Annotated in this window: 22 protein-coding genes; 9 read left to right on the forward strand and 13 right to left on the reverse strand. The window is 71.8% G+C overall.

Translation table 11 applies throughout. The features are described 5' to 3' along the window. Positions 1-44 precede the first annotated feature (44 nt). From ACIRF9_RS27790 to ACIRF9_RS27810, 5 genes are read right to left on the reverse strand one after another with little or no spacing between them, the layout of a single operon-like run. Entirely contained in the window at positions 45-1,283 is a 1,239-nt protein-coding gene (locus ACIRF9_RS27790) for a cytochrome P450 (RefSeq protein WP_403827516.1), read from the reverse strand. 49 nt (positions 1,284-1,332) lie between these two features. Next, positions 1,333-1,527, reverse strand: coding sequence for a ferredoxin (locus ACIRF9_RS27795; protein ID WP_403827518.1), 195 nt, complete (start codon positions 1,525-1,527; stop codon positions 1,333-1,335). 40 nt (positions 1,528-1,567) lie between these two features. Beyond that, positions 1,568-2,773, reverse strand: coding sequence for an NAD(P)/FAD-dependent oxidoreductase (locus ACIRF9_RS27800; RefSeq protein WP_403827520.1), 1,206 nt, complete (start codon positions 2,771-2,773; stop codon positions 1,568-1,570). A gap of 55 nt (positions 2,774-2,828) precedes the next feature. Beyond that, entirely contained in the window at positions 2,829-3,569 is a 741-nt protein-coding gene (locus tag ACIRF9_RS27805) for an SDR family NAD(P)-dependent oxidoreductase (RefSeq protein WP_403827522.1), read from the reverse strand. A 47-nt stretch (positions 3,570-3,616) separates the two neighbouring features. Continuing rightward, entirely contained in the window at positions 3,617-4,012 is a 396-nt protein-coding gene (locus ACIRF9_RS27810) for a carboxymuconolactone decarboxylase family protein (RefSeq protein ID WP_403827524.1), read from the reverse strand. A 178-nt stretch (positions 4,013-4,190) separates the two neighbouring features. Here ACIRF9_RS27810 and ACIRF9_RS27815 point away from each other — a divergent pair, with 178 nt between their 5' ends. Next, positions 4,191-5,828 carry a flavin-containing monooxygenase gene (locus ACIRF9_RS27815; RefSeq protein WP_403827526.1) on the forward strand — a complete coding sequence of 546 codons (1,638 nt, stop codon included), beginning with the start codon at positions 4,191-4,193 and terminating at the stop codon, positions 5,826-5,828. 80 nt (positions 5,829-5,908) lie between these two features. On the opposite strand, the gene ACIRF9_RS27820 is transcribed toward ACIRF9_RS27815, so the two are convergent. Further along, entirely contained in the window at positions 5,909-6,304 is a 396-nt protein-coding gene (locus ACIRF9_RS27820; protein ID WP_403827528.1) for a nuclear transport factor 2 family protein, read from the reverse strand. A 32-nt stretch (positions 6,305-6,336) separates the two neighbouring features. After that, positions 6,337-6,735, reverse strand: a complete 399-nt coding sequence (locus ACIRF9_RS27825) for a nuclear transport factor 2 family protein (protein WP_403827530.1) — start codon at positions 6,733-6,735, stop codon at positions 6,337-6,339. A gap of 163 nt (positions 6,736-6,898) precedes the next feature. Between ACIRF9_RS27825 and ACIRF9_RS27830 the strand changes: the two genes are divergently transcribed. After that, complete coding sequence (locus tag ACIRF9_RS27830; protein WP_403827532.1) at positions 6,899-7,945, forward strand: cyclase family protein; 1,047 nt, start codon at positions 6,899-6,901, stop codon at positions 7,943-7,945. Between the two features lie 132 nt (positions 7,946-8,077). Here ACIRF9_RS27830 and ACIRF9_RS27835 read toward each other — a convergent pair whose 3' ends face one another. Further along, positions 8,078-10,045: a pyruvate dehydrogenase complex E1 component subunit beta gene (locus tag ACIRF9_RS27835; protein WP_403827534.1), complete on the reverse strand. Its 1,968-nt coding sequence runs from the start codon at positions 10,043-10,045 to the stop codon at positions 8,078-8,080. A gap of 169 nt (positions 10,046-10,214) precedes the next feature. Between ACIRF9_RS27835 and ACIRF9_RS27840 the strand changes: the two genes are divergently transcribed. Beyond that, positions 10,215-10,922: a TetR/AcrR family transcriptional regulator gene (locus ACIRF9_RS27840; RefSeq protein ID WP_403827536.1), complete on the forward strand. Its 708-nt coding sequence runs from the start codon at positions 10,215-10,217 to the stop codon at positions 10,920-10,922. Positions 10,923-10,985: 63 nt separating this feature from the next. Here the strand turns inward: ACIRF9_RS27840 and ACIRF9_RS27845 are convergent, their stop codons facing one another. The 3 genes from ACIRF9_RS27845 to ACIRF9_RS27855 all read right to left on the reverse strand — a co-directional run bounded on the left by ACIRF9_RS27845 (position 10,986) and on the right by ACIRF9_RS27855 (position 14,158). After that, on the reverse strand, positions 10,986-12,140 hold the full coding sequence (locus ACIRF9_RS27845) for an acyl-CoA dehydrogenase family protein (protein WP_403827538.1): 1,155 nt from the start codon (positions 12,138-12,140) through the stop codon (positions 10,986-10,988). 1 nt (position 12,141) lies between these two features. After that, a complete protein-coding gene (locus ACIRF9_RS27850; protein WP_403827540.1) occupies positions 12,142-13,200 on the reverse strand; it encodes an alcohol dehydrogenase catalytic domain-containing protein in 1,059 nt (352 codons plus the stop codon). A gap of 169 nt (positions 13,201-13,369) precedes the next feature. Further along, the gene (locus ACIRF9_RS27855) at positions 13,370-14,158 is read right to left on the reverse strand and encodes an enoyl-CoA hydratase/isomerase family protein (protein WP_403827542.1); all 789 of its coding nucleotides are present in this window, start codon (positions 14,156-14,158) and stop codon (positions 13,370-13,372) included. Positions 14,159-14,329: 171 nt separating this feature from the next. On the opposite strand from ACIRF9_RS27855, the gene ACIRF9_RS27860 reads away from it, so the two are divergent. Next, on the forward strand, positions 14,330-15,862 hold the full coding sequence (locus ACIRF9_RS27860; protein ID WP_403827544.1) for a long-chain fatty acid--CoA ligase: 1,533 nt from the start codon (positions 14,330-14,332) through the stop codon (positions 15,860-15,862). 3 nt (positions 15,863-15,865) lie between these two features. Next, positions 15,866-16,636 (forward strand): SDR family NAD(P)-dependent oxidoreductase, encoded by a 771-nt coding sequence (locus tag ACIRF9_RS27865; RefSeq protein ID WP_403827545.1) that lies wholly within the window; start codon positions 15,866-15,868, stop codon positions 16,634-16,636. Positions 16,637-16,681: 45 nt separating this feature from the next. On the opposite strand, the gene ACIRF9_RS27870 is transcribed toward ACIRF9_RS27865, so the two are convergent. Further along, positions 16,682-17,575: a helix-turn-helix domain-containing protein gene (locus ACIRF9_RS27870; RefSeq protein WP_403827547.1), complete on the reverse strand. Its 894-nt coding sequence runs from the start codon at positions 17,573-17,575 to the stop codon at positions 16,682-16,684. A 106-nt stretch (positions 17,576-17,681) separates the two neighbouring features. Here ACIRF9_RS27870 and ACIRF9_RS27875 point away from each other — a divergent pair, with 106 nt between their 5' ends. The 4 genes from ACIRF9_RS27875 (at position 17,682) to ACIRF9_RS27890 (ending at position 21,408) form a co-directional block, all read left to right on the forward strand. Continuing rightward, the gene (locus ACIRF9_RS27875) at positions 17,682-18,602 is read left to right on the forward strand and encodes an NAD-dependent protein deacetylase of SIR2 family (RefSeq protein ID WP_403827549.1); all 921 of its coding nucleotides are present in this window, start codon (positions 17,682-17,684) and stop codon (positions 18,600-18,602) included. After that, complete coding sequence (locus tag ACIRF9_RS27880) at positions 18,595-19,452, forward strand: SDR family oxidoreductase (RefSeq protein ID WP_403827551.1); 858 nt, start codon at positions 18,595-18,597, stop codon at positions 19,450-19,452. Before ACIRF9_RS27875 ends, ACIRF9_RS27880 begins: the two co-directional genes overlap by 8 nt. A gap of 154 nt (positions 19,453-19,606) precedes the next feature. Continuing rightward, complete coding sequence (locus ACIRF9_RS27885; protein ID WP_403827552.1) at positions 19,607-20,368, forward strand: nuclear transport factor 2 family protein; 762 nt, start codon at positions 19,607-19,609, stop codon at positions 20,366-20,368. Between the two features lie 92 nt (positions 20,369-20,460). Further along, entirely contained in the window at positions 20,461-21,408 is a 948-nt protein-coding gene (locus ACIRF9_RS27890; protein WP_403827554.1) for a macro domain-containing protein, read from the forward strand. Between the two features lie 15 nt (positions 21,409-21,423). Here the strand turns inward: ACIRF9_RS27890 and ACIRF9_RS27895 are convergent, their stop codons facing one another. Continuing rightward, positions 21,424-24,783, reverse strand: a complete 3,360-nt coding sequence (locus ACIRF9_RS27895) for an ATP-binding protein (protein ID WP_403827556.1) — start codon at positions 24,781-24,783, stop codon at positions 21,424-21,426. Between the last annotated feature and the right edge of the window lie 217 nt (positions 24,784-25,000).

The following is a 25,000-nucleotide window of genomic DNA, read 5'->3' on the forward strand; positions in this document are numbered from 1 at the left end:
GAGACCGGCGGGTCGGCCGAGGGCCGTGGGGCGGACGCCCCCGGCTACCAGGTGACCGGCAGTTCGGGGAGGCCGAAGGCCAGCGCGTCGGCCGGGCGGAAGGCGAGTTCGTCGCGGTCGACCGCGAGCCGCAGGGTCGGGACGCGCCGGTAGAGCGTGCCGAAGACGACCTGGAGCTCGATCCGGGCGAGCTGCTGGCCGAGGCACTGGTGGATGCCCCAGCCGAAGGCGTGGTGGTGGCTCGCCCTGCGCGCGAGGTCGAGCTTCTCCGGCTCGGGGAAGGCCTCCGGATCCCAGTTGCCGGCGGGCAGCGGGACGACGATGCCGTCCCCGGCCTTGATGCTCACGCCCTCGAACTCGAAGTCCTCGCCGGCGATGCGCCGCTGCCCGAACGTGGCGACGGTCAGATAGCGCAGGATCTCCTCGACCGCGTTGGCGGCGGCCTTCGTGTCGTCGATCTCGCGCAGCGCGGCCAGTTGTTCGGGGTTCTCCAGGAGCAGGCCGGTACCCAGCGTGATCATGTTCGCGCTGGTCTCGTGCCCCGCGATCAGCAGGATCATGGACAGGAGAGTGGCCTCGGGAAGGGTGAGGTCGCCGTCCTTGATCCGCGCGGCGAAGTCCGAGAGGACGTCCTCGGCGGGCTCCTCCATCTTCTTCTGCAGAAGCCCCGCCAGGTAGCCGCCCAGTGCCTCGCCCGCCCGCCGGTCGTCCTCGGCCGTCTTGTCGCTGCGGGTGGCGAACGACGCGTGTTCCTGGAAGAAGTCGTGGTCCTCGTAGGGGACGCCGAGCAGCGCGCAGATCATCAGCGAGGGCAGCGGCAGCGCCAGCGAGGTCACCAGGTCGGCCGGCTTGGGGCCCGCCAGCATCCCGTCGATGAGTTCGTCGGTGAACCGCTGGATCTGCGGCCGCAACGCCTCCATGCGGGGGCGGGTGAAGGGGCGGGTCATCATGCGCCGGATGCGCGTGTGGTCGGCGCCGTCCGCGTTGAAGATCGTGAGCGGGTGCTCGTGGGCGGTCTCCGCCATGGCCCGGTTGGGATACGGGAATCCCGGCCGCTTGTCGTCGGAGCTCACCCGGGGATCGGACAGGATCGCGCGCTGCGCGGCGTGGCCGGTGACCAGCCAGGGGGTGCTGCCGTCCCAGATCCGGGCCCGGGAGACCGGGCCCTTCTCGTTCAGCGCGCGCAGCCCGGGCGGCGGCGCGTAGGGGCATTTGGGGTCCCGGTCGTCCTGGTAGAAGTACGTCGCCTCGTCGGGGGCGTGCCGGGTGTCTGCCTCAGCCATGGTGGGTTCCTCCGGTGGTGGGGTGGGGGGAAGGGGTGGCGTTCGGGGGTCATTGCTCGATGCGGATGGCCAGCGCCGGGCACACCGCTGCCGCGTTGCGGACGTCGTCGGCCAGCTCCGCCGGCGGGTTCTCGTCGAGGACGACGACGATGCCGTCCTCCTCGCGCTGGTCGAACACGTCCATGGCGGCGGCCACGCACTGCCCCGCGGCGACGCACTTCTCCTCGTCGACGACAACCTTCATGGGATCTCTCCTGATCGTTCAGTGGGTGGGGCGGGAGCCCTCAGTGCGTGGGCGCGGGGGTGCCGAGACCGTCGACGATCTCCTGGCGGCGCATCCGGGCCTGCCGGGGCATGTTCCAGCCGAGGACGCCGGTGACCCGGCCTTCGCTGCGGTACCTGGCGACGAAGCGACGGGCCGTCAGGTCGCCCTCGACGACGTCCACTTCGGCGTCGGCCGGCAGGAAGCCGTGCACCTGGAGCTTGGCGTCGTACTGGTCGGTCCAGAAGTACGGCACCGGCGCGTACGGCCGGTCCTCGCCGAGGATCGCCCCGGCGACCGCCATGGCCTGTTCCGTGGCGTTGGTCCGGTTCTCGAGGCGGATGTGCCGGCCGAGGCCCTCGTGGTGCCAGCGGGCCACGTCGCCGACGGCGTAGACGCCCGCCTCCGCCCGGCAACGGGAGTCGCACACCACCCCGTTGTCGAGCGCGAGGCCGCTGTCGGTGAGCCACTCCGTCGCCGGGGACGCGCCGATCGCCACGACCACCACGTCGGCCGGCAGCACCTCGTCCGTGGCGAGCCGGACGCCGGTGACTCGACCCCGCTCGCCGGTGAGGCCCACGACTCCGTCGCCCAGTCGAAGCTTGACTCCGCGCTCGGTGTGCAGGTCGGCCAGGATCCCGGACACCAGCGGCCCCACTTGCAGGGCCATGGGCGCCGACAGGGGTCCGGTCAGGGTCACGTCCAGGCCCAGGGTGCGCGCGGTGGCCGCGATCTCGGAGCCGAGCACGCCCTCGCCGACGACCACGAGCCGTTCGCCGGCCAGCAGATCGGCGCGCAGCGCGAGCGCGTGGTCGAGCGTGCGCAGGACGTGGACGCCGGCCAGGCCGTCCTGTCCGGGCAGCAGCCGGGCGCGTACCCCGGTGGCGATCACGACGGCGTCGGCGGAGAGTTCGCGCCCGGACTCCGTGCGGACGGTGCGGGACGCCGGATCCAGTCCGGCGGCCGGGTCGCCCAGCACGAACTCGGCGTCGAGCGCGGACAGGGTCTCCTGGTCGCGCAACGCGGCCCGTTGCGGTGCCCACGCTCCGGAGAGCACCTGCTTGGACAGGGGCGGGCGGTCGTACGGCGCGTGCGGCTCGTCGCCGAGCACGGTGACGGCGCCCGTGTAGCCCTTGCGCCGCAGCGCCTCCACAGTGGTCAGGCCGGACGCCGAGGCGCCCACCACCAGGACGCGGCCCGGGGCCCCGGTGTCGTCCTGCATGCTCATTCGCGGCTCCATCGCGGTGTCGGTGCGGTGTTCCGTGCGAGACGGACCGGCTTGATCAGGTGAGGTAGCGCCCGCCGTTGACGCTGAACGTCTGGCCGGTGACATAGCCCGCCTCCTCGGAGGCGAGGTAGGCCACCGCGTGCGCGACGTCCTCGGGTGTGCCGGCCCGCTTCATCGGCATCGTGGCCGCGGCCGCCTCCACGTCGACCGGGCCCTGGCGCACCAGGGGGGTGTCGATGAACCCCGGCGGGACGTGGTTGACGGTGATCCCCTGGCCGATGTACTCGACCGCCAGCGCCCTGGTGAGGCCGATGACGCCGCCCTTGGACGCCGCGTAGTGCGCCATGGAGGGCGCCCCGGTCTGCGCGGACGAGGAGGAGATGTTGACGATCCGGCCCCAGCCCGCGGCGAGCATGTCGGGGACCAACTCCCGGGTGACCAGGAACGGCCCCTTGAGGTTGATGCCGATCATGCGGTCCCAGGCCGCCTCGCTGATGCTCGTGAAGGGCTCGTAGGCGGTCGTCCCCGCGTTGTTGACGAGGATCGCCACCGGCCCGAGCTCCTCACGGGTGCGTGCGGCGGACGCGGCCACCCCGGCGGCGTCGGCGGCGTCACCGCTCACCGCGACGGCCGTGCCGCCCGCCTCCTGGATCTGAGCGGCGGTCTTCTCGGCGCCCTCGGCGTTCAGGTCCCAGACCGCCACCGCGGCCCCCTTGGCGGCGAGCACGGTCGCGATCCCGCGTCCGATGCCCCGGGCGCCGCCCGTGACGACCGCGACCTTTCCCTGCAGTGACATACGTGCTCCTCGTGTCCGTGTCATTCGGCACCGCGGCGACTGGACGACTACTGGTCGCCCAGCGCCTCGCGGGCCGCGGTGCGGGCGGCGACCGCCCGCGGGAAACCGGCGTAACCGCTGGAGTGGTAGACGACCTCGGCGATCTCGTCCCGGGTCAGTCCGTTCGTCAGCGCGATACGGACATGGGTCTTCAGCTCGGTCTCCGCCCCGAGGGCGATGAGGATGCCGAGCGTGACCAGGCTCCGGTCGCGCGGGGCCAGTCCCTCGCGCCCCCACAGCGCCCCCCAGACGCTGGTGAGGCCGATGTCGACGAGGTCCTCGCCGAGGCGCCCGTCCCGCAGGTCGATCTCGCTCTCGGGGAACACGCCCGGCAGGGCGGCCCGCATGGCCCGCCAGCCGGCGGCCCGGAGATCGGTGGTTTCCTCGACGCCCTTGTCAGTCATGGCTCGCTCCCGTTGCGCGGCTTCGCGTCCTTCAGCGAAAGTTAGACCAGACGGTCGGTACAATCAATGCCCCAGGTGAGATTCGCATCCATTGAACGGATCCACCCCCTCCTCTACTCTCTGCTCAATATTCGATCGACCGGTCGACATATGAATCAAGGCTCACGCGGGAGAGCACATGAGCGAAACGACGAAGACGGGCCCGGCGGACCTGGACCGGGTCGACGTACTGGTCATAGGCGCCGGTGTCACCGGCATCTACCAGCTGTACCGGGCCCGGGAGTCGGGCTTCACGGTGCGGCTGCTGGAGGCGGGCGGCGGCGTGGGCGGCACCTGGTACTGGAACCGCTACCCCGAGGCCCGCTTCGACTCCGAGAGCTACACCTACGGCTACCTCTTCTCGAAGGAGCTGTGGGAGGAGTGGGAGTGGTCGGAGCACTTCGCGGGGCAGCCGGAGATCGAGCGGTACTTCAACCACGTGGTCGACCGCTTCGACCTGCGCCGCCACATCGTCTTCGACGCGAAGGTGACGTCCGCCGTCTGGGACGGAACGTCCGGGACGTGGACCGTCCGTACCGAGGACGGCGCCGAGCACCGCGCCCGCCATGTCGTCGCCGCCACCGGCATCCTGTCCGTACCCTTCGTCCCCGAGATCCCGGGACGCGACGCCTTCCGGGGCGAGCAGCACCACACCGGCCGCTGGCCCAGGACGCCCGTGGACTTCACCGGCAAGCGCGTGGCCCAGATCGGGACCGGCTCCAGCGGGGTGCAGATCGTCCCCGCGATCGCGGACGAGGTGGCGGGGCTGACGGTCTACCAGAAGGTCGCCGACTGGCTCACCCCGCTCAACAACCGGCCGATCACCCCCGAGGAGCAGGCCGCCCTCAAGGCGGACTACGCGTCCGTCCGGGACACGCTGAACACGTCGCCGAGCGGCTTCCTCCACCGGATCACCATGCGGTCGGGCCTGGAGGACACGCCGGAGCAACGGCAGGAGTTCTACGAGCAGAAGTGGAACGGCCCGGGCTTCACCAAGCTGTCCGAGCACTACTACGACATGACGACGAACGCCACCGTGAACGACGAGTGGTGCGCGTTCATCGCCGACAAGATCCGCTCCCTCGTCGAGGATCCCGCCACGGCGGAGAAGCTGATCCCCAAGGGGCACGGCTACGGCGGCCGGCGACCCCCGTTCGGCACCGGCTACTACGAGGCGTACAACAAGCCGACCGTCTCGCTCGTCGACCTCAACGAGACACCGATCGTGCGCATCACCGGGACCGGGATCGAGACCTCCGAGGGCCACGAGGAGTTCGACATCATCATCTGGGCGACCGGTTACGACTTCGGCACCGGCGCCCTCAACCGGCTCGGCCTGCGGGGCCGGCGGGGGCTCCCGCTCGAGGAGTACTGGGCTGACGGGCCGTCCACCTACCTGGGCGTCACCACCGCGGGCTTCCCCAACCTCTACTTCCCCGGCGGCCCGCACGGCGCGCTCGGCAACAACCCCCGCTACTCCGGCGACCAGGTCGACTACGTCATGGACCTGCTCGTCCACGCCCGCGACCACGGCCACGACGTCGTCGAGGTGACCGCGGCGGCGGAACAGGAGTGGACGGACCTGGTGAACGACAGCGCGGGCCAGTCCTCCTTCCTGAAGAGCAGCTACTTCTACGGCGCCAACATCCCGGGCAAGCCCGTCAAGCAGCTGCTGAACCCGACCGGGCGCTGGAAGCTCCAGGAGCTGATCCGCGAGTCCGTCGTCGCCGACTTCCCGGCCTTCGCCTTCTCCAAGGCGGAGAACCCGCAGGCCTGAGCGATCCGTTGACCTGACCGCGAAGAACGCCCGTGCCGCCTGGTGGACCAGGCGGCACGGGCGTCGCGTTCGGGGGTGCGCTACGGCTGGAACGTCGTGACCCGCCGGCGGAACCTCCACACCCCGTCCTCACGCACCAGCGTGTCCTGGTAGCTCCCGACGAGCTGGACGGCCCACCCCTCCTCCCCGCGCACGAAGAACACCAGATCGCCGGCGGCCGTCACCTCGTCGCCGGGCGGCGAGGTGAGGACGGTGTTGCCGACGAGGTGGAGCTGCGGCGCCTGCGGCGCGAAGGCTCCGTAGGCCTTGCGGATCGCGTCGCGGCCCACGAAGGTGCCCTGGCCGGTGATCTCGGCCACGCCGTCCTCGGTGAAGAGCTCGGGGATCACCTCGGTGCGGCCGGCGTCCAGAGCGTGGGCGTAAGCGGCGACGGTGTTCTGCACACCCGCGAGGGCCGCTTCGGCGGTCACGGTCATATGGCTTCTCTCCCAACAGACAGGGGGCTGGATCAGGCCTGGTAGGTCGTGACGCGCCGCTGGAGCAGCCAGGTGCCGCCGCTGCGGCGGAACGTGTCCTTGTAGCGCCCGACGACCAGGGGCGCCCAGCCCGACTCGCCGCGCTGGAAGAAGACCACGTCGCTCACGGCCGTCGCCCCGTCCTCGGCCGTGACGGTCACGACGGTGTTGCCGACCAGGTGTCGCTGCGGCCGCGTCGGCGCCCATCCCTTGAAGGCCTCGCGCAGCGCGTCGTGCCCCTGGACGGGGTCGGCGCCCGGAAGCTCCAGGACGCCGTCGGATGCGTACAGCGCGACGATGTCGTCGGTGCGGCCGGCGTCCTGGGCCTGCGTGTGCGCCCCGATCACGGCACGCACACCGGCCGCGACCCACGCCTGTGCGGATTCACTCATGGTCTCTCCAGGGGTTGATGTTTCGACCACTCAGTCTATTACCGAGCTACAGCCAATATGAAGAGCATTGTCCAGGCGGTCAGAGTTGTTGACCGATCGGTACAATCCAAATAGCATGCCGATGGCTGTCAACGGGGACTGTCGCCAGAGGAGGCGTTTTATCGTGACGAAGCGTTGGAAGCAGCGGCCGCCCGGCTCCACGTGGGGCGATTTCGGCGAGGACGACGAACTGGGGCGCGTCAACCTGCTGACGCCCGAGAAGGTCCTTCAGGGCGTGCGGGAGGTCGAGCACGGCATCACCTTCAGCCTGAGCCTGCCGCTCGACTATCCCGGCGGGACGTCCCTGAACCAGCGCCGCTATCCGCCGATCCTGCGCCCCACCGAGGACCTCCAGCACCAGCAGGACGTCTTCTACAACATCAGGGCCAGTGAGCATTTCTCGCCCGACCTCATCGACGTGTGGTCGGACGACGTGGTCACGCTCTGGCTGCAGTACTCGACCCAGTGGGACTCCCTCGCCCACCAGGGCGCGGAGTTCGACGCCGACGGCGACGGGGTCACCGAGCCGGTCTACTACAACGGCTTCCGCGCGGACACCGACATCGTCGGACCGCGGGACGACGCCAAGGGCGACGGCAGCGGCAGCCTCGGCTTCGCCCGCCACCTCGGTCTGGAGCACATGGCGCGGCACGGCGTCCAGGGCCGCGGCGTCCTCGTCGACATCGCCCACCACCTGGGCACCGGCTACCAAGCCGTCGGCTTCCAGCAGCTGCAGGAGATCATGGCGGCCGACGACGTCGTCGTCGAACCGGGTGACATCCTGCTGCTGCACACGGGCTTCGCCACCCAGGTCCTCGCCTGGGAGAAGAACCCGGACCCCGTCGCGATCCACCAGACGGCGGCCTACCTCGACGCCGACGACCCGAAGCTGCTCGACTGGATCGCCGAGTCGCGGATCTCCGCGATCGCCTCGGACAACTACGCGATCGAGGGCGTGGGCGTCACCCAGGCCCAGGGCCCGCACACCCTGCTGCCGCTCCATCACCTGTGCCTGTTCAAGCTGGGCGTGCCGATGGGCGAGCTGTGGTACCTGCACGACCTGGCCGCCTGGCTGCGCGAGCACCGCCGCAGTCGCTTCCTGCTCACCGCTCCCCCGCTGAACCTGCCGGGTACGCAGGGCAGCCCGCTGACGCCGGTCGCGACCGTCTGACACACGGCACGGCCGGATCCGCCTCCGGTCCGGCCCGTCCTGCCGATCCGGCCGGACCGGAGGCGGAGCACACAGAAGGGAATGCCCCGGGACGTGATCCCGGGGCATTCCCTTTGCGTTCACCCCTTGCGTTCACACCGCGGCGATCCGCCGTACCGTCTCGGCGATCGTGTCCCGCGACGGCAGCCACAGCCGCTCCAGCGAGGGCGCGTAGGGCGCCGGCACCGGCGGTGCGGCCACCCGCGCCACCGGGGCGTCCAGGTGCCAGAAGCCCTCGTCGACGGCGAGCGCGGCCAGTTCGGCGCCGACCCCGAAGTCCCGGACCGCCTCGTGCGCGACGACCAGACGGTTGGTCCTGGCGAGGGAGGCCAGGACGGTCTCACGGTCCAGGGGGGCGACCGTACGCAGGTCGACCACCTCCACGCTCACGCCCTCGGCGGCCAGCACCTCGGCGGCGGCCAGGCAGTCCTGGACCATCCGCGACCAGGAGACCAGGGTGACGTCCGTGCCCTCGCGCACCACCTTCGCCCTCCCCAGCGGCACCAGGTGGTCCTCCGCGGGGCGCGGGCCCTTGAAGCCGTACTGCAGCCGGTTCTCGACGAACACGACCGGGTTGGGGTCCTGGATCGCGGCCCGCAGCAGGCCGTACGTGTCCGCCGGGTTGGACGGCATCACCACCGTCAGACCCGGGATGTGGGCCAGCAGCGCCTCCAGGCTCTGCGAGTGCTGGCTGCCCGAGGAGCGGCCGGCGCCGAACTGGGTGCGCACCACGAGGGGCATGGAGGCCCGGCCGCCGGTCATGAAGCGGAGCTTCGCGGCCTGGTTGAGCAGCATGTCCAGGGCGACACCGATGAAGTCCATGTACATGATCTCGACGACCGGCTTCATCCCGGCCATGGCTGCCCCGACGGCCGTACCGAGGATCGCGCTCTCGCTGATCGGGGTGTCCCGCACCCGGCCGGGGAAGGCCTGGGCGAGGCCCCGGGTGAGACCGAAGACATTGCCGCCCGCGCCGACGTCGATGCCGGCGACGAAGACGGTCGGATCGGCCGTCAGCTCGTGCTCCAGGGCGAGGCGTACGGCGTCCATGGACCGGAAGACCTCTCCCTCGGCCGGGGCGGGCTCGGGGATGGCTGTGCGCGGCGCCGAGACGAAGTCGTACAGCGTCTCCGGGGCCGGCTGGGGCAGGCTTCTGGCCCATTCCACGGCCGCCTCGATCTCCTTGTCGATCTCCTCGTCGACGTCGTCCGCGAGGGCGGCCGGGACGCCCGCGTCGGCCAGATGCCGGCGGGCGATCAGCAGCGGGTCGCGTTCCCTGGCGGCGGCGACCTCCTCGGGGGCGCGGTACCGCTCGGGGTCGCCCTCGTAGTGGCCGTGCCAGCGGTACGTCTCCGCCTCGACCAGGACCGGTCCGCCGCCGGCCCGCAGCCGCTCCACGACGTCGGTCATCGTCCCCGCCACCGCGAGGACGTCGTTGCCGTCGACGTGCGCGTAGCCGATGCCGTAGCCGGCGGCCCGGGCGGAGAGCGGGGCGCGGTGCTGGTCGGCGGCCGGCGAGAACTCCGAGTAGTGGTTGTTCTCGCAGAGGAAGACGACGGGCAGGTCCCAGACCGCGGCGAGGTTCACCGCCTCGTGGAACATCCCCTGGGCGACCGCCCCGTCGCCGAAGAACGCCACCACCACGTCACCGGCCGCGCGCAGCTTGGCCGCCGTGGCCACGCCGGCGGCGATGGGGAGGCCGGCGCCGACGATGCCGTTCGCGCCGTAGATGCCGAGGCCCGGGTCGGCGATGTGCATGGAGCCGCCGCGGCCGTGGCAGGTGCCCGCGTCCTTGCCCATCAGCTCGGCCATCATCGACGCGGAGTCGAGGCCCTTGGCCAGGACGTGGCCGTGGCCGCGGTGGGTGGAGGTGATGCCGTCGCGCGGGCCGAGGGGCCAGCAGGCGCCCACGGCACTGGCCTCCTGACCGATCGACAGATGCAGGAAGCCGGGAATCTCGGTCGCCTTGTAGAGCTCGGACGCCCGCTCCTCGAACCGCCGGATGCGGCGCATCCTGCGGTACATCTCCAGGAGCCGTTCCGTGTGGGGTGCCTGGTGCATGCGTATCTCGCCACCTTTTAATGTACCGTCTGGTCTAGCAAACTGGTTCGAGCAAACTGGAACGAGGTCCCCGGGTCCGCTTCCCCCCGGATGCGCCGCAGGCCGTCCGGACGCGGGCACGGGGTCATGTCCCATGGACACGTCGACACGACAGGCGGGGAGCGGAGCAATGCCACGACCACCGGGCCACGGGCCGGACTTCGAGGTCAGACGCCAGAAGATCATCGACACGGCCGCCGAGCTGTTCGCCCGCCAGGGCTACGCGGCGACCTCCGTCAACGACCTGGGCCGTGCGGTCGGGCTCGCCAAGGGCGCGCTGTACTACTACATCGGGTCCAAGGAGAACCTGCTGATCGAGATCCAGTCGCGGGTGATGGACCCGCTGCTGGCCCGCGCCCGGCAGATCGCCGGCCTCGACACGGATCCCCTGGTGCGGCTGCGGCTGCTGTCCGAGTCGCTGCTGACGATCATCTTCCGCAGGCTCGACCACATCTGGGTCTACGAGCACGACTACCGCAGCCTCACCGGCGAGTACCTGCACACCCTGCTGGCCCAGCGCGCGGAGTTCGAGCAGCTCGTCCGGGGACTGCTCACCGAGGCCATTGAGCGGGGCAGCTTCCGCGAGGTCGACCCGAGCCTGGCCACCCTGCAGTTCCTCAACCTGCACAATCACACCTACCAGTGGGTGAAGCCGGACGGGCGGTGGGACGCCGCGCGGCTGTCCCGCGAGTACTGCGACACCCTGGTGCGCGGGTTCGGCGCGCCCGGCGCCGCCCTGCCGGACATGGAGGAGGCGGCCGAGGCGTTCAAGCGCGACCGGCCCGAGCTGCCGCTGGACCCGGAGGCCGCCTGGCAGCCGGCCTCCGTGGCGAGCTGATCCCGGGGCCCGCGGCATCCACCGCGGGCCCCGTCGCCTGTCACGCCCGCCTCACCGGGCGTGTCACGCCTGCCCCACCAGCGCCCGGGCGATGACGTCGCGCTGGATCTCGTTCGTGCCCTCGCCGATCTCCAGGATCTTGGCGTCGGCGTAGAAGCGGGAGATCTCGGACTCGCGGACATAGCCGTAGCCGCCGTGGATCTGCACGGCCTGGGACGCGGCGCGGTTGGCCACCTCGGAGGCGTACAGCTTGGCCATGGCCGCCTCCTTGCTGTACGGGCGGCCCTGGTCGGCGAGCCAGGCGGCCCGGTAGACCAGCCAGCGGGCGGCCTCGAACTCGGTGCCGATGTCGGCGATCTTGTGCGCGACGGCCTGGAACGCCGACAGCGGGCGGCCGAACTGGTGGCGTTCCGTGGCGTGCTTGACGGCCAGGGCGAGCGCCGCCTTCGCCAGCGACAGGCCCAGCGCGGCGACGCTGATCCGGCCCTTGTCGAGGACGGAGAGGAACTGGCGCAGCCCGTTGCCCTCCTCGCCGATGAGGTGGTCGTCGGGGACCCGGCAGTCGTCGAAGACCAGTTCGCGGGTGTCCATGGCGTGCCAGCCGAGCTTCTTCATCCTGGCCCCGCACGTGTAACCGGGTGTGCCGGTCGGCACGTAGAAGGTCGCGTACCGCTTGCGGCCGTCGTCGCCCGTGCCGGTGGTGGCCAGCAGGGTGACGCCCTGGCTGATGTCGGTGCCGGCGTTGGTGATGAACATCTTGGTGCCGTTGATCACCCAGCCGCCGTCCGCCCGGCGGGCCGTGGTGGTGATGCCGGCGGCGTCGGAGCCGGCGCCGGGCTCGGTCAGGCCGAACGCGCCGATGGCCTCGCCCCGGGCCAGCGGGGTCAGCCAGCGGTGCTTCTGCTCCTCGGTGCCGTAGGCCAGCAGCGGGAGGGTGGCGATGGTGGAGTGCGCGTTCCAGGAGGAGGCCACCGACTGGTCGGCGGCGCCCAGTTCCTCCATCACGGCCACGTAGGAGACGGTGTCGGAGCCGGCGCCGCCGTACTCCTCGGGGACGAGCATGCCCATCAGGCCGAGTTCGCCGAGCTTGGTGAAGACGTGCGTCGGGAACCGCTCGTTCTCCGACCACTCGGCCGCGTTCGGGGTGATCTCCTTGGCCGCGAACTCGCGGACCATGTCCTGCAGGTCCCGGGTCTCCTCCGGCAGGTCGAAATCCATGTCACAGTCCCTTCGGGGTCAGCAGAACCTTGAGGTGGCGGGCCCGGTCAGCGGCCAGGTCCGCGAAGACCCCGGCTCCTTCCGAGAGCGGGAAACGCCCCGTGATCAGGGCGGACGCGTCCAGGCGCCCGGTGCTCATCAGATCGATCACGCGGGGGATGTCGAAGGTGTAGCCGAGGGTGCCGACGACGGAACGCTCGTAGAAGACGAGCTGCCCCATGTCGAACTCGACGCTGCCGTGGCCGACCCCGGCGAGCACGACCCGCCCGCCGCGCCGGACGGTGGCCACCGCCTCCTTGGCGAGCGCGGGGACACCGGTCGCGTCGATGACGACGTCCGGGCCGATACGGCCGGTCCGCAGGAACACCTCACGGCGTACGTCGGTCGCGCGCGGGTCGAACGCCTCGGTGACGCCGAGGCCGAGCAGCAGCTCGCGGCGCCCGGCCAGGGGTTCGCTCACGTAGAGTCCGGCCGCGCCGGCGACGCGGGCGGCCAGGACGACGGCGACGCCGATCGGGCCGCCGCCGACGACCAGGACGTTGTCGCCCGGCCGGACGCCCGCCCGGGTGACGGCGTGCAGGCCCACCGCGAGCGGCTCGGCGGCGGCCGCCAGCTCGTCGCTGACGTTGCCGGGAAGCCGGGTGAGCCCCGCGATCGGCACGGTGACGCGCTCGGCGAAGGCACCGGGCGAGGCCAGGCCCACCGAGCCGCTCTTCGGGCAGATGTGGTACTCGCCGCGCACGCACCAGAAGCAGACGCCGCAGCGCCAGACGGGGTCGGCGGTGACCCGGTCGCCGACCGCGATGCCGGGCACCTCCGCGCCCAACGCCACCACGGTGCCGCTGAGTTCGTGCCCGAGGGCGAGGGGCGGGCCGACCCCGGTCAGGGGGTGCGGGCCGCCGCGGATCATGTGCGGGCCCTCGAGGAACTCGTGCAGGTCGGTGCCGCACACCCCGCACCAGGACACCTCCACCACGGCCTCGTGCGGCCCCGGTGCGGGCGGGTCCGGTACCTCCTCCAGCCGCAGATCGCGTGCGCCGTGCCAACGCAGTGCCTTCATCCGCTTCACCCCTTTCGTGTCGTACGGCGGTCCCGGCGCCGCTAGTGCCGCGGCAGGCAACGTTTGCCCGTCAAGGAGCGGCGTCGTGGGGGTCCCCCCGCTCGAGCGAAGCCGAGAGTGGGGGAGCGTGCCGGGCGTCGCGACGGGGCAAACGTTGCCTGCCGGGGCACTAGTTGTCCCGCGCGCGCCCGTCGAAGCGCGCCTTGCCCGGGCCGTGTTCGAGGAAGGACCGGATGCCGGTGCCGGCGTCCGCCGTGCCGAAGACGCCCGTGAACAGGGACCGTTCGAGCGCGAGCCCGGCGGACAGGCCGCTGTCGGCACCGTGGTCCACGGCCTCCTTGATCGCCTCCAGGGCCGCGGAGGGCCCCTCGGCGAGCTTCCGGGCGTACCGCAGGGCGGTGTCGTACACCTCGTTCGCGGGCACGACCTCGTCCACGAGGCCGAGGCACAGTGCCTCGGCGGCGTCCACCCGGCGGCCGGTCATCAGCAGGTTCTTCGCCCGGGACGGTCCGATGAGCCGGGTCAGGCGCTGGGTGCCGCCCGAGCCCGGGATGATGCCGAGCAGCACCTCCGGCTGCCCGAGTTGCGCGTCCTCGGCCGCCACCCGGTAGTCGGCGGCGAGGGCCAGTTCGAGGCCGCCGCCCAGCGCGTACCCGGTGAGGGCGGCGACGACCGGCACGGGCAGCCGGGCGACCTCGTCGAAGGTGCGTTGCAGCGCCCGGTTCCAGCCCCGGACCTCTTCGGGGCCCATCGCGGCCAGTGCCCCGACGTCCGCCCCGGCGGCGAACAGCCGCTCACCGCCGTACAGCACGACGGCCCGTACCTCGCCGTCGTCGGCCAGCTCACGCACGGCCGCGGCCAGTTCGCGCCGCTGGGCGGTGTCGAAGGCGTTCATCGGCGGGTGGTCGAGTCGGACCGTGACGACGGGTCCGTCGGTGTCGAGGCGGATGCGTGGCACGGGGCCCTCCTCGGTGGGGAAGCGATTTCACGCCCGCCCGGATGGTTGTCGACCGGTGGGCTCCGTCGTAAAGTGCGGCTCAGAGTTTTATAGACCAAGAGGTACACTAAATCTTGGTAGCGGGCAACCGACCGGTCGGGACAATCCCGGCCGCCGAGCCGGAGAGTCGCCGTGCACAATTTCTCGAGCATCCTCGATTACCACCTGACCCAGCGGCCCGACGCCGTGGCCGTGATCCAGGAGGACCGCCGCCTGACGGTGCGCGAACTCCATGAGCGGGTCGACCGGCTGGCCGCGGGTCTGACCGAGCTGGGCGTCGGCCGCGGCGACGTGGTGGGGCTGCTGCTCTACAACCGCCCGGAATTCATCGAGCTCGTGTACGCCGTCAATCGCGTCGGGGCGGTCTTCCTGCCGCTGAACTACCGGCTCTCCGAGGAGGAGTGGGCGTACATCCTCGACCACGCCGAGGCGAAGGCGATCGTCACCGAGCCGGAGTTCCTCCGCCCGACGGACCGCATCGCCGAGAAGCTGACCGGCCTGGAGCGGCGCGTCCTGGTGGACGGCGAGCCGCCCTCGGACCGGTGGACCGGCTACGAGGCCCTGCTCGACCGGCACCGGGGCGCGCGGGTGGAGCCGGTGGACGTCGAGCCGGACGACCTCCAGCGGCTGATGTACACCTCGGGCACCACCTCACGCCCCAAGGGCGTACGCATCACGTACGGGAACCTGCACGCCAAGAACGTGGCGCACCTCGTGCACTTCGGTCTGACCGCGGCGGACAGCACGCTCGTGGCCGGCCCGCTGTACCACGTCGGCGGCCTCGACATGCCCGCGCTGGCGGTCCTGTACGCGGGCGGGAGCGTGGTGCTCCAGCGGAAGTTCGACGCGCCAGGGGTCCTGCGGGCCATCCAGGAGCACCGGGTCACCAACGCCTGGCTGGCGCCGGTCATGGTCAACGCGGTGCTGGAGGTCCCGGACCGGGAGTCGTACGACACGAGTTCGATGCGGTTCGTCATCGGCGGCGGCGAGAAGACCCCCGAGCCGGTGCTGCGGCGCATCATGAACGCCTTTCCCAACGCCTGGTTCGCCGACGCCTACGGACTGACCGAGACGGTCTCCGGCGACACCTTCCTCGACCGCGAGCACGCGCTGTCCAAGCTGGGCTCGGTCGGCCGTCCCGTGCCGCACACCCGGGTCAGGATCGTCGACGACACGGACCGGGAGGTCCCGGCCGGCGAACTGGGCGAGATCACGCTGCGCGGGCCGAAGGTCTTCGCGGGCTACTGGCGCGACGAGAAGGCCACGGCGGCGGCCCTGAGGAACGGCTGGTTCCACACCGGGGACATCGGGCACGTCGACGAGGACGGCTTCCTCTACATCGACGACCGGAAGAAGGACATGATCGTCTCGGGCGGCGAGAACATCGCCACGCCGGAGGTGGAGCGGGTGCTGTACGAGCACCCCGCCGTCCTGGAGGCGGCCGTGGTCGGGCTCACCCACCCCCGCTGGGGCGAAGTCCCCCGCGCCTTCGTGGTGTTCCGGCCCGGAGCGGGCGCCGGGCCGGACGAGCTGCGGGAGTTCTGCCGGGAGCGCCTGGCCGGGTTCAAGGTGCCGGCCCGCTTCGACGTCGTCGACGAACTCCCCCGTACCCCCTCGGGCAAGGTCCTCAAGCGGACCCTGCGCGACCTCCCCGTGGAGGGCTGAGCCGTGACCGACGTCAACACCGATCTGCGGCTCGACGGCAGAACCGTCTGGGTGACGGGCGCGGGCAAGGGCCTCGGACGGGCCGTCGCGGTCGCCCTGTCCCAGGCGGGCGCGCACGTGGCGGTGACGGCCCGGACGGCGGCGGACCTCGAGAGCCTGGAGGCCGAACTGTCCGTCAACGGCGGCAAGGTGCTGGTGCTCCCCGGCTCGGTCGCCGACTCCGCCGCCGTACGGACCACGGTGGAGCGCGTCACCGGGTGGACGGGACGGTTGGACGCGGCGGTCAACTGCGCCGGAGTCAGCCCGCATTTCACCCGCAGCGAGTCCGTCGCGGACGAGGACTGGCAGCGGGTGCTCGACATCAACCTCCAGGGCACCTTCTACTGCTGCCGCGAGGCCGGCCGGGTGATGCTGGACCAGGGCTCCGGCTCGATCGTCAACGTCTCGTCGGTGCACGCGCGCACCGGCTTCGAGCGCATCGCCGCGTACGCCGCGAGCAAGGGCGGCGTCGAGGCGCTCACCAGGGCGCTCGCCGTCGAGTGGGCGGACCGCGGGGTGCGCGTCAACGCCCTGGCGCCCGGCTACTTCCGTACGGATCTCAGCTCCGGGCTGCTGGACAGCCGCTGGGGTGAGCGGATCGTCCGGGGCACTCCCCTGGGCCGGGTCGGCGACGTCGGGGAACTGGGCGGCGCAACGGTCTTCCTCACCTCGGACGCCTCCCGCTTCGTCACGGGCACCACGCTCACGGTGGACGGGGGCTGGACGGCCCGGTGAGAGACACCCGCACCGGCCGGACCTCCTGCGTGTCGGTGCGGGAGGTCACGCGTCCCGTCCGCGCACGTCCTCGCGGAAGCCGATCGGGGACCGGCCGGTGCGCTGGTGGAAGTACTTGCTGAACTGGGTCGGGTTGGCGAACCCGAGCTGATCGGCGATCTGTGCGGCGGTCCGGTCGCTGTGCGCCAGGAGGCGTTTCGCCTCCAGCACCACCCGTCGGTCGATGAACTCCTTGGCGCCCAGGCCCACCGCCGCCAGCGTGGCCCGGGACAGCGTGCGTGCGGAGTAGCCGAGCAGCTGCGCGTAGTCCTCCACCCGCCGGGTGCGGGTGAACTCCGTTTCGAGCGCGGCACGGAATGTCAGGTACGTCTCGTCCGTCTCGGGCACCGGGCTGCCGACCGGTGTCGTCAGATGCGCCAGGCGCAGCACGAGGACGGAGAGGAGATGGCGCAGGGCCGCCCTGTGCACCTCGAGGGGGAGCCGGCCGAGGGCATGGAACTCGCGGGTCAGGTGCACTTCGGCGATGCGCAGGGCCTCGGCGTCCTCGGCCACGGGGGTGCTGAGCAGTGGCGCGTGCGGGTCGTCCACGCGTGCGGCGGTGAGGGTGGCGGGGTCGAGGAAGTCCTGCCGGAACAGGATCAGGGTGCCCTCGGCCCGTGTCACGTCTCCCCACTGCTGCACCTGTCCGGGACGTACCCACAGCCAGGAGCCGGGCCGGAGGTCGTAGCCCGTGAAGTCCACGGTGTGGCGCAGCTCGCCGGACGCGAGCGTGAGCAGCTGGTGGAACTCGGGGCGCTGCGGCCTGGCCAGGTTCGCCGGCGAGATCCGGCGGCGCAGCTCGGCCAGCCCCAGCACCTCGACACCGGCGGGCGTGCCGGGCGGTGCGGCGAAGGGGATCTCCGGAATGCCGCGTCCCGCGGGCAGTCTGTTTGTGGCCATGTCCACCAGCCAGCTTATCCGCCACCGTCGCAGAGTGTCGGATTCTGACCATCTCCGGTCGCATCCGGGCACGTTCCGGACCGTCCGCCCTCCTTACGTTGGGACGATGCCCCTCCAGAACGCTGCCCCGAGCACCTCCGCGCGGCCCGTCGACGTCGCGGCCGCCGCCGGAATCCTCCGTACGTGGCTCGACGAGGCCGACCGGGTCCTGATCGCCGCCGGGGCGGGTCTGAGCGCGGCCGCCGGGTACGACTACGGCGACGTCGAGCGCTTCAAGGAGCTGTTCCCGGCGCTGTACCGGCTGGGGCTGCGCTCCCGGTACCTGCTGGGCGTGCCGCTGCCGGCCGACATGATGTGGGGGTACTGGGCCGTCCACATCCACGACATCCGCTTCCACTCCCGGCCCAACCCCCTCTACCGGCGTCTGCGCGCGCTGCTCGGGGACCGCGACCACTGGGTGATGACGTCGAACGTCGACGCGCTGTTCGCCCGCAACGGCTTCGAGCCGGACCGGGTCTTCACGCCCCAGGGCGACTACGGACGTCTGCAGTGCACCGTGCCCTGCACGCGGGAGACCTGGGACAGCGAGCCGATCTACGACCGGATCATCGCCGCATACGACCCCGGGACGGGACGGGTGACCGACCCGGCCGTCCTGCCGGTGTGCCCCCGCTGCGGAGCCGACGTCTTCCCCCATGTGCGGGTGGGCCCCGAGTTCGTCGACGGGGCCTGCAGGGCCGCCGGGGAGCGGCTGACGCGGTGGCTCGGCGACGCGCCCGGCGAGGCCCGCCTGCTCGTGCTGGAGATCGGCGCCGGTTTCAATACCCCGGGCGTGATCCGCCTGCCTGCCGAGAACGTCGTACGCCACACGCCCGGGGCGCGGCTGGTGCGGATCAACCCCGACCACCCGGAAGTCCCCACGGACCTCGGAGCCCGCGCCCTGTCCGTGCCGTTCGACGCCGACCGGCTCCTGCGGGCACTCACCCGAAGCAACGCACCGACCCGAACCGAGGACAACCATGACTGAAGTGACTGGATCGACGCTGGCCGTCACCGGGGCCACCGGACGCCTTGGCGGACGCGTCGCTCGCCGCCTGGCCGAACGCGGCATCACGCAGCGGCTGCTGGTGCGCACCCCTGAGCGGGCGCCCCGGCTGCCCGGCGCCACGCCGGTCCGCGGCGCCTATGGCGATCACGACGCCGTCGTGCGCGGTCTCGGCGGCGCGAAGACCGTGCTGATGGTGTCCGCCTCCGAGAGCGTGGACCGGCTCGCTCAGCACAAGGCCTTCGTCGACGCCGCCGCGGAGGCGGGCGTCGAGCATCTGGTGTACGTGTCCTTCTTCGGCGCCGCGCCCGATGCCGTCTTCACCCTCGCCCGCGACCACTTCCACACCGAGGAGCACATCCGGGCGAGCGGCCTGGCGTACACCTTCCTGCGCGACAACATCTACGCCGACTTCGTCCCGGCCCTCGTCGGAGAGGACGGAGCCATCCGGGGCCCGGGCGGGCAGGGGCGGGCCGCCTTCGTCGCCCAGGACGACATCGCCGATGCCGCCGCCGCGGTCCTGGCCCGGCCGGCCGACCACGCGGGCGGCACCTACGACCTGACCGGGCCGGAGTCCCTGACGCTGGACGAGGCCGCGGCCGTCCTCTCCGCGGTACAGGGCCGCACCGTCACCTACCGACCCGAGACGGTCGAGGAGGCGTACGCATCCCGTGCCGCCTACGGTGCCCCGCAGTGGCAGCTCGACGCCTGGGTGTCCACCTACACGGCCATCGCCGCCGGCCAACTCGACGGCGTCAGCGACGCCGTCCCCCGCCTCACCGGCCGCCCCGCCGCCCCCCTGACCGAAGTCGTCCGCGCCATCCGACCCTGACCCCGGGCATCGAGACAGTGGGGATGTCGGTTTTTGACCATCAGTTGTCCCTCTCCGGCCGGTGAATCCCCTTCCCTCGACCTAGTTTGGACATGTCACCCCGCACGGCCACCGCCGGAAACCCGGCCGGCGCCCCGCACCCAAGGGAAGAACCATGAGCGTCAACAAGAACACCGTCCTCAAGGCCGCCGCCGAGCTCTTCGGCGACAAGGACCCCTCCGCCGTGGACCGCTGGGTCGCCGCCGACTACCGGCAGCACAGCGCCCTGGCGGCCGACGGCCCCGAGGCGCTGCGCGCGCTGGTGGGCGGTCTCGGCGCCGGCTTCCGCTACGAGGGCTCCCGGGTCATCGCCGACGGTGACCTGGTCGCCCTGCACGGCACCTACCACGGTTTCGGGCCGGACCCGCTCGTCGGCTTCGACATCTTCCGTGTGGACGCCGACGGCAGGCTGGCCGAGCACTGGGACGCGCTGACCCCACGGGTCGAGCACACCGCCTCCGGCCGCTCACAGACCGACGGCCCCACCGAGGTCGCCGACGCCGGGCGGACCGAGGCCAACCGTGCGCTGGTGACGGCGTTCGCCCAGAAGGTGCTCGTCGGTGCGGACTACTCGGTCCTGACCGACTACATCTCCACCGAGACCTACCTCCAGCACAACCCCGAGGCCGCCGACGGGCTCGACGGCTTCGGCGCCGCCGCGGCGAAGTGGGCCGAGCAGGGCAAGAACCTCGTCTACCGCACGATCCACAAGGTCATCGCCGAAGGCGACTTCGTCCTGCTGCAGTCGGAGGGCGAGTTCGGCGTACCGGTCGCCTACTACGACCTGTTCCGTGTGGCAGACGGCAAGATCGTGGAGCACTGGGACGTCATCGCGCCCGTCCCGGCCGAACTGCCGCACGGCAACGGTCTGTTCTGAGCCGGAGGAACCCCTCACCGGCCCGTCCGCCGCACCTCGGGCCGTCCGGATCCGCCGCAGGGCCCGGACGGCGTCCTGGAGTACGCCCGCACATGTCCACCGCCGCCCCCTCCCCTCTGCCCCTGGTCGCCTACCGCACGGCCGTCGCCCTGGACGAGCCCTTCCGGCCGGCCGCCGCCCCCGCTCCGGCCGACCGCCTCCCCGGACAACTCCGTGCCGTGCTCGACCTGCTGAGCACCGATCCGGCCGTGACCCGCCTCGGCCTGAGCGCCGACTCCGTACGAAGCCTCCGTGACGCGGACTTCGCGACGGCCCGTCGTGCGTTGCGGGCCCTGCTCACGGTCCGTGCCCCGGACCCGCTGCCCGAGGGCGCGACCGCCGGACTGGACGCCCTCCTCGGCGGCGAACGCCTGACCCGGCCCCTCGTCGACGCGCGTCGGCTCCCCACCCTCGCGGAGAGCCTCCCCGGCACGCGTCACCCCGCCGCCGACCGGACCGTCCTGTGGCACGGCGACATCACCACCCTCGCCGCCGACGCGATCGTCAACGCCGCCAACAGCGCCCTCCTGGGCTGCTTCGTCCCGCAGCATCCGTGCATCGACAACGCCATCCACAACGCCGCCGGCCCACGGCTGCGCGAGGACTGCCACACCGTCATGAACCGGCAGCGGACGCCGGAGCCGACCGGCACCGCCAAGATCACCCGCGGCTACCACCTGCCGGCCCGGTACGTTCTGCACACGGTCGGCCCCGTCGTCGACGGCCCCCTGCTCCCGCCGCACGAACACGCCCTGGCCTCGGCCTACCGTGCCTGCCTCGACCTGGCGGGCGAAGTGGACACCGTCCGCACCCTGGCCTTCTGCGCCGTCAGCACCGGCGTCTTCGGCTTCCCCAAGGGCCCGGCCGCCCGTATCGCGCTACGCACCGTCGCCGACTGGACGAGCACGCACCCCGACCGCCTGGACCGCGTGATCTTCACCGTCTTCAGCGAGGAGGACCGGGCCACCTACCTCACCGCCTTGGCCGACGCCTCCGCGTAGCCGGGGCCCGCGTGGTCAGGCAGGTCGCGTTGCGCGCAGGGAATCGCGGGCGGCGTCGGCCCAGTGCCGGGAGTTCCACAGGCCGGCCACCCGCTCGGCTCGTACGAAATGTTCCCGGGCCTCCTGACCGCGTCCCAGCAGCACCGCCAGTTCCCCGAGGGACTGCGCCACGGGCCGCAGAGCGACGCTGAGGCTCGCGGCCCCGGCCACTTCGTCCTGGAAGGGCAGCAGCATCGGATAGAGCTCGGCGGCTTCGGCACGGTCGTTCAGGGCGACGGCGACGACGGCCCTCAGCGTCGCCTGTAGGGAGAAGGAGAAATCGCGGCGGAGGGGGACACGCTCCGCGTACACCTCCCGGGCGCCTTCCGCGTCACCGGTGGCAAGCAGGGCGAGGACGGGAAGAGCTTCCCCGGCGGGCCGGACCTGCCGGTACACGGCCAGTACCGCGGGAGCGATTTCGGCGAGTCTGCCCTGCTGGTGCCGGATGCAGCCGCCGGCCAGGGCCGCGACGCCGTCCAGATTCGCCGCTCCCTGCTCACGCAACACGTCCAGAACCCTCGACAGTGTCTCCTCGGATTCCTCGAAGCGGCCCTCGGCCATGGCGAGCATCGGGTGCCGCAGCATGCCGATGGACTGGGTGCCGGCCAGCCCGTGCGTCCGGGCCAGTTCATCGGCCAGGTCGAGATGCCGGTTGACAGCGGGCAGGTCGTTGCGGACCGCGGCCACTCGTGCGTCCGTGTATGCGGCGATCCACGCGTACTCCGGCATGTCGTCGGCCTCGGCCAGTGCGGCAAGTTCCCGGCTCAGCTCCACCACCGCGTCCGGACCCCGCAGAAAGTCGACGATTCTCAGTAGGGAGGCGATCGTCAGGGCGAGCAGACCCGGTTCGTCCAGGCTGCGGGCGAGCGCCACGGCCGCACGCGCCGGCTCCTCGGCACGGACGTCCGCGAGGTCGTGGGCGGAGGCAAGCCTGTCCAGCAACAGGCAACGCCGGCGCGGCTCAAGGCCGGCGTCGTCCAGCAGCCGGGTCAGGTCCGCGACGGCAACCGTGTCGGTGGTCGCGTAGCCCCGCGTGTACCAGGGGGTGGGCTCGGTCCATGAGCTGTAGGCGGCGATCATGAGGTCGTCGCGCCCATGGAGGCGGGCCAGTTCCACCGCCCGGTTGAGTGCCTGCTGCGCACCGACGATCGCGCCGAGCCGAACCCGGATGTGCACGAGCCGGCCGAGCAGCGCCACCTCCAGTGCCGGGGCGTCCGTCGTGGCGAATGCCGTGGGGTGTCGCTCCAGGCACTCCAGAGCCTCGTTCAGCAGGGCTTCGGCCACGAGCGGCGCGTAGCGCCGGGCGGCCTGTTCCGAGGCTCTGCGGGCGTACTCCACGGCCGGCGGCGCGTCGGCGGACAGCACCCTGCTGGACCGGAGGAAGTGATGAGCGATCGCCGCCACATCGTGGGAGCCGAGCTTCGACAGGCAGTGACCCAGCCGGGAATGCATGCGGGCTCGACGCAGTTCGGTCAGCTCGGCTTCCAGAGCGTCGCGGACCAGCGCGTGGCAGAACCTGACCAGGCCGGGCCCGGGTTCGACGACCAGTCCGGCTGCGACGCCGGCGTCCAAGGCGTCGACCACCCGCTCCTCGTCCGCGTCGGCCGCCGCGACCAGCAGATCCACCGTCGTCTGCCGTCCGGCCACGGCCATCAGCCGCAGCACCTCGCGATCGCCCTGTTCCAGGCGCGCGAAACGGCGCCGCAAGGTGTCCAGGATGCCTTGCGGAACGCGGGCGAGAGCCTCCCGTTCCCCCTCCTCGGCAAGCAGCAGGGCACTCTCGCGCAGGTAGAACGGATTGCCTCCGGTGCGCTCGGCGAGGGCGACGGCCGCCCGGTCGCTCACCGTGACCGGGCAGACCTGCTGCACCAGGCGCCGCGCCTGTGCTTCGGGCAGTCCGGTCAGCGCGAGACGAACCGGGGAGCAACGCGCCAGGCGGCCGAGAGCCTTGATCAGATCGCCCTCGTCGGGGCGGTAGGCGGCGACCAGAAGCAGCGGTGCGGCGTGCAGTTGCTCGGCGCAGAGCAGGAACAGTTCGAGGCTTTCCTCATCCGCTCGGTGCAGGTCGTCCAGGAGGAGGGCCAGCGGGCGCCGGGCCGCGATGTCACGCAGCCAGGACAGCAGAGCCCGATGCAGGCGGAAGCGGCGGGCCGGGTTGCCGTCGGTGGCCGTCCACGCGTCGGGGGCGTTCACCGAGAGCAGTGGGGCGAGGTCGTCGGCGGGCGCGGCCGCCGCGGCGAGAGTGCCGACGATGTCGAACCAGGCCCAGCCGGGGGGCACGCCGTCGGTTTCGGGGCAGTGCCCGCGAGCAACCAGCCACTCCTGTCCGGGGAGGCTGCTCTCCAGATGGTCGAGCAGGCTGGACTTGCCGATTCCCGCCTCGCCGGACAGCAGGACGACCTGCCCTTGACCGTGACGTACCCGGGCCGCGGCGGACGCCAGCGCGGTCAGCTCGCCGTCCCGGCCCAGGAGATCGGCGGCCACCGGTGACGCAGGCGGGGGGCTCGGACGCGAAGACGCGATCACCCGGTGCGGGTCCTCGGCGACGGCCGGACGCGTGGCGCGGTGCAGGACGTCCAGCCGCTGTCGCAGCACGGCCTGTTCCAGTTCCACGAGTCCGGGGCCCGGGGCGACGCCCAGCTCCTCCCGCAGACTGTCCCTGGCCCGCCGCAGCGCGGCCAGGGCGTCCCCCTGACGGCCGCTCGCCCACAGGGCGAGAGCCAGCAGACGCCAGCGCTCCTCACGCAGCGGATCCTCCCGGGTGAGTGCGTCGGCGTCCGCGATCGCCTCCTGCGGAGCGCTGCCCTTCAGGCGGGCGGCGACGAGGGCTTCGCGGCTGGCGTGCCGCAGCTCCTCCAGGCGGAGGCTCTCGTCCGCCGCCCAGGCTTGGTCGGCGAACTCCGCGTAGGCGGGTCCGGACCAGAGGTTCAGCACCGCCGTGAGCCGGTGGGACACCTCGGTCTCGTGCCCCGGCGGAAGCGCGAGGCAGGCCGCCACCTCACTTTCGAAGTGCCAGGCATCCACGAGGTGTTGGTCCGGTGACAGCCGCAAGGCATAGCCGTACGGCGCGCTGACCAACAAGCGTGCGGGCGCCCGTGGCGGGCGGTCTGGTTCCAGGACTCGGCGCAGCTTCGCGATGTATGCCTGCAGGGAAACCTGAGCCCTGGGCGGTGGGGCGTCCTGCCACAGTTGCTGGACGATCCGGTCCACCGGCATGTACGCCCCGCGTGAGATCAGCAGTTGGGCGAGAATCGCACGCGTCAGGCGGCTGCCGAAATGCGCTGCCTGCCCTTCGACCTCGACCCTCAGAGGCCCGAGGACCCATATGTTGACCATGGTGCGGCGATCCTAGCGCGGTGGAGGGCGACGAGCCGCGTTCCCGTGCATGCGCCAAGTCGGCTTCAAGTAGCTTCCAAGAGGGACCTGAAGAGTCCGGATGTAAGCCCGGCTCAGGGATGCATCGCGTTGCGCTCGCGCCGCCCGGGCTCCTGCTGCCGGGGTCGGGTTCGCAGGGGAGAGATCTGGGTGCGGGAGCAGTGGCGGTTCGCGGTGC

Origin of the sequence: Streptomyces sp. NPDC096132, assembly GCF_044763345.1 — a bacterium.
GTDB lineage: Bacteria > Actinomycetota > Actinomycetes > Streptomycetales > Streptomycetaceae > Streptomyces.

Excerpts from the sequence above, each read along its gene's own strand:
- ACIRF9_RS27790 (WP_403827516.1), bottom strand. The coding sequence starts at position 1,283 with ATGGCTGAGGCAGACACCCGGCACGCCCCCGACGAGGCGACGTACTTC.
- ACIRF9_RS27795 (WP_403827518.1), bottom strand. The coding sequence starts at position 1,527 with ATGAAGGTTGTCGTCGACGAGGAGAAGTGCGTCGCCGCGGGGCAGTGC.
- ACIRF9_RS27800 (WP_403827520.1), bottom strand. The coding sequence starts at position 2,773 with ATGAGCATGCAGGACGACACCGGGGCCCCGGGCCGCGTCCTGGTGGTG.
- ACIRF9_RS27805 (WP_403827522.1), bottom strand. The coding sequence starts at position 3,569 with ATGTCACTGCAGGGAAAGGTCGCGGTCGTCACGGGCGGCGCCCGGGGC.
- ACIRF9_RS27810 (WP_403827524.1), bottom strand. The coding sequence starts at position 4,012 with ATGACTGACAAGGGCGTCGAGGAAACCACCGATCTCCGGGCCGCCGGC.
- ACIRF9_RS27815 (WP_403827526.1), top strand. The coding sequence starts at position 4,191 with ATGAGCGAAACGACGAAGACGGGCCCGGCGGACCTGGACCGGGTCGAC.
- ACIRF9_RS27820 (WP_403827528.1), bottom strand. The coding sequence starts at position 6,304 with ATGACCGTGACCGCCGAAGCGGCCCTCGCGGGTGTGCAGAACACCGTC.
- ACIRF9_RS27825 (WP_403827530.1), bottom strand. The coding sequence starts at position 6,735 with ATGAGTGAATCCGCACAGGCGTGGGTCGCGGCCGGTGTGCGTGCCGTG.
- ACIRF9_RS27835 (WP_403827534.1), bottom strand. The coding sequence starts at position 10,045 with ATGCACCAGGCACCCCACACGGAACGGCTCCTGGAGATGTACCGCAGG.
- ACIRF9_RS27840 (WP_403827536.1), top strand. The coding sequence starts at position 10,215 with ATGCCACGACCACCGGGCCACGGGCCGGACTTCGAGGTCAGACGCCAG.
- ACIRF9_RS27845 (WP_403827538.1), bottom strand. The coding sequence starts at position 12,140 with ATGGATTTCGACCTGCCGGAGGAGACCCGGGACCTGCAGGACATGGTC.
- ACIRF9_RS27850 (WP_403827540.1), bottom strand. The coding sequence starts at position 13,200 with ATGAAGGCACTGCGTTGGCACGGCGCACGCGATCTGCGGCTGGAGGAG.
- ACIRF9_RS27870 (WP_403827547.1), bottom strand. The coding sequence starts at position 17,575 with ATGGCCACAAACAGACTGCCCGCGGGACGCGGCATTCCGGAGATCCCC.
- ACIRF9_RS27875 (WP_403827549.1), top strand. The coding sequence starts at position 17,682 with ATGCCCCTCCAGAACGCTGCCCCGAGCACCTCCGCGCGGCCCGTCGAC.
- ACIRF9_RS27880 (WP_403827551.1), top strand. The coding sequence starts at position 18,595 with ATGACTGAAGTGACTGGATCGACGCTGGCCGTCACCGGGGCCACCGGA.
- ACIRF9_RS27885 (WP_403827552.1), top strand. The coding sequence starts at position 19,607 with ATGAGCGTCAACAAGAACACCGTCCTCAAGGCCGCCGCCGAGCTCTTC.
- ACIRF9_RS27890 (WP_403827554.1), top strand. The coding sequence starts at position 20,461 with ATGTCCACCGCCGCCCCCTCCCCTCTGCCCCTGGTCGCCTACCGCACG.
- ACIRF9_RS27895 (WP_403827556.1), bottom strand. The coding sequence starts at position 24,783 with ATGGTCAACATATGGGTCCTCGGGCCTCTGAGGGTCGAGGTCGAAGGG.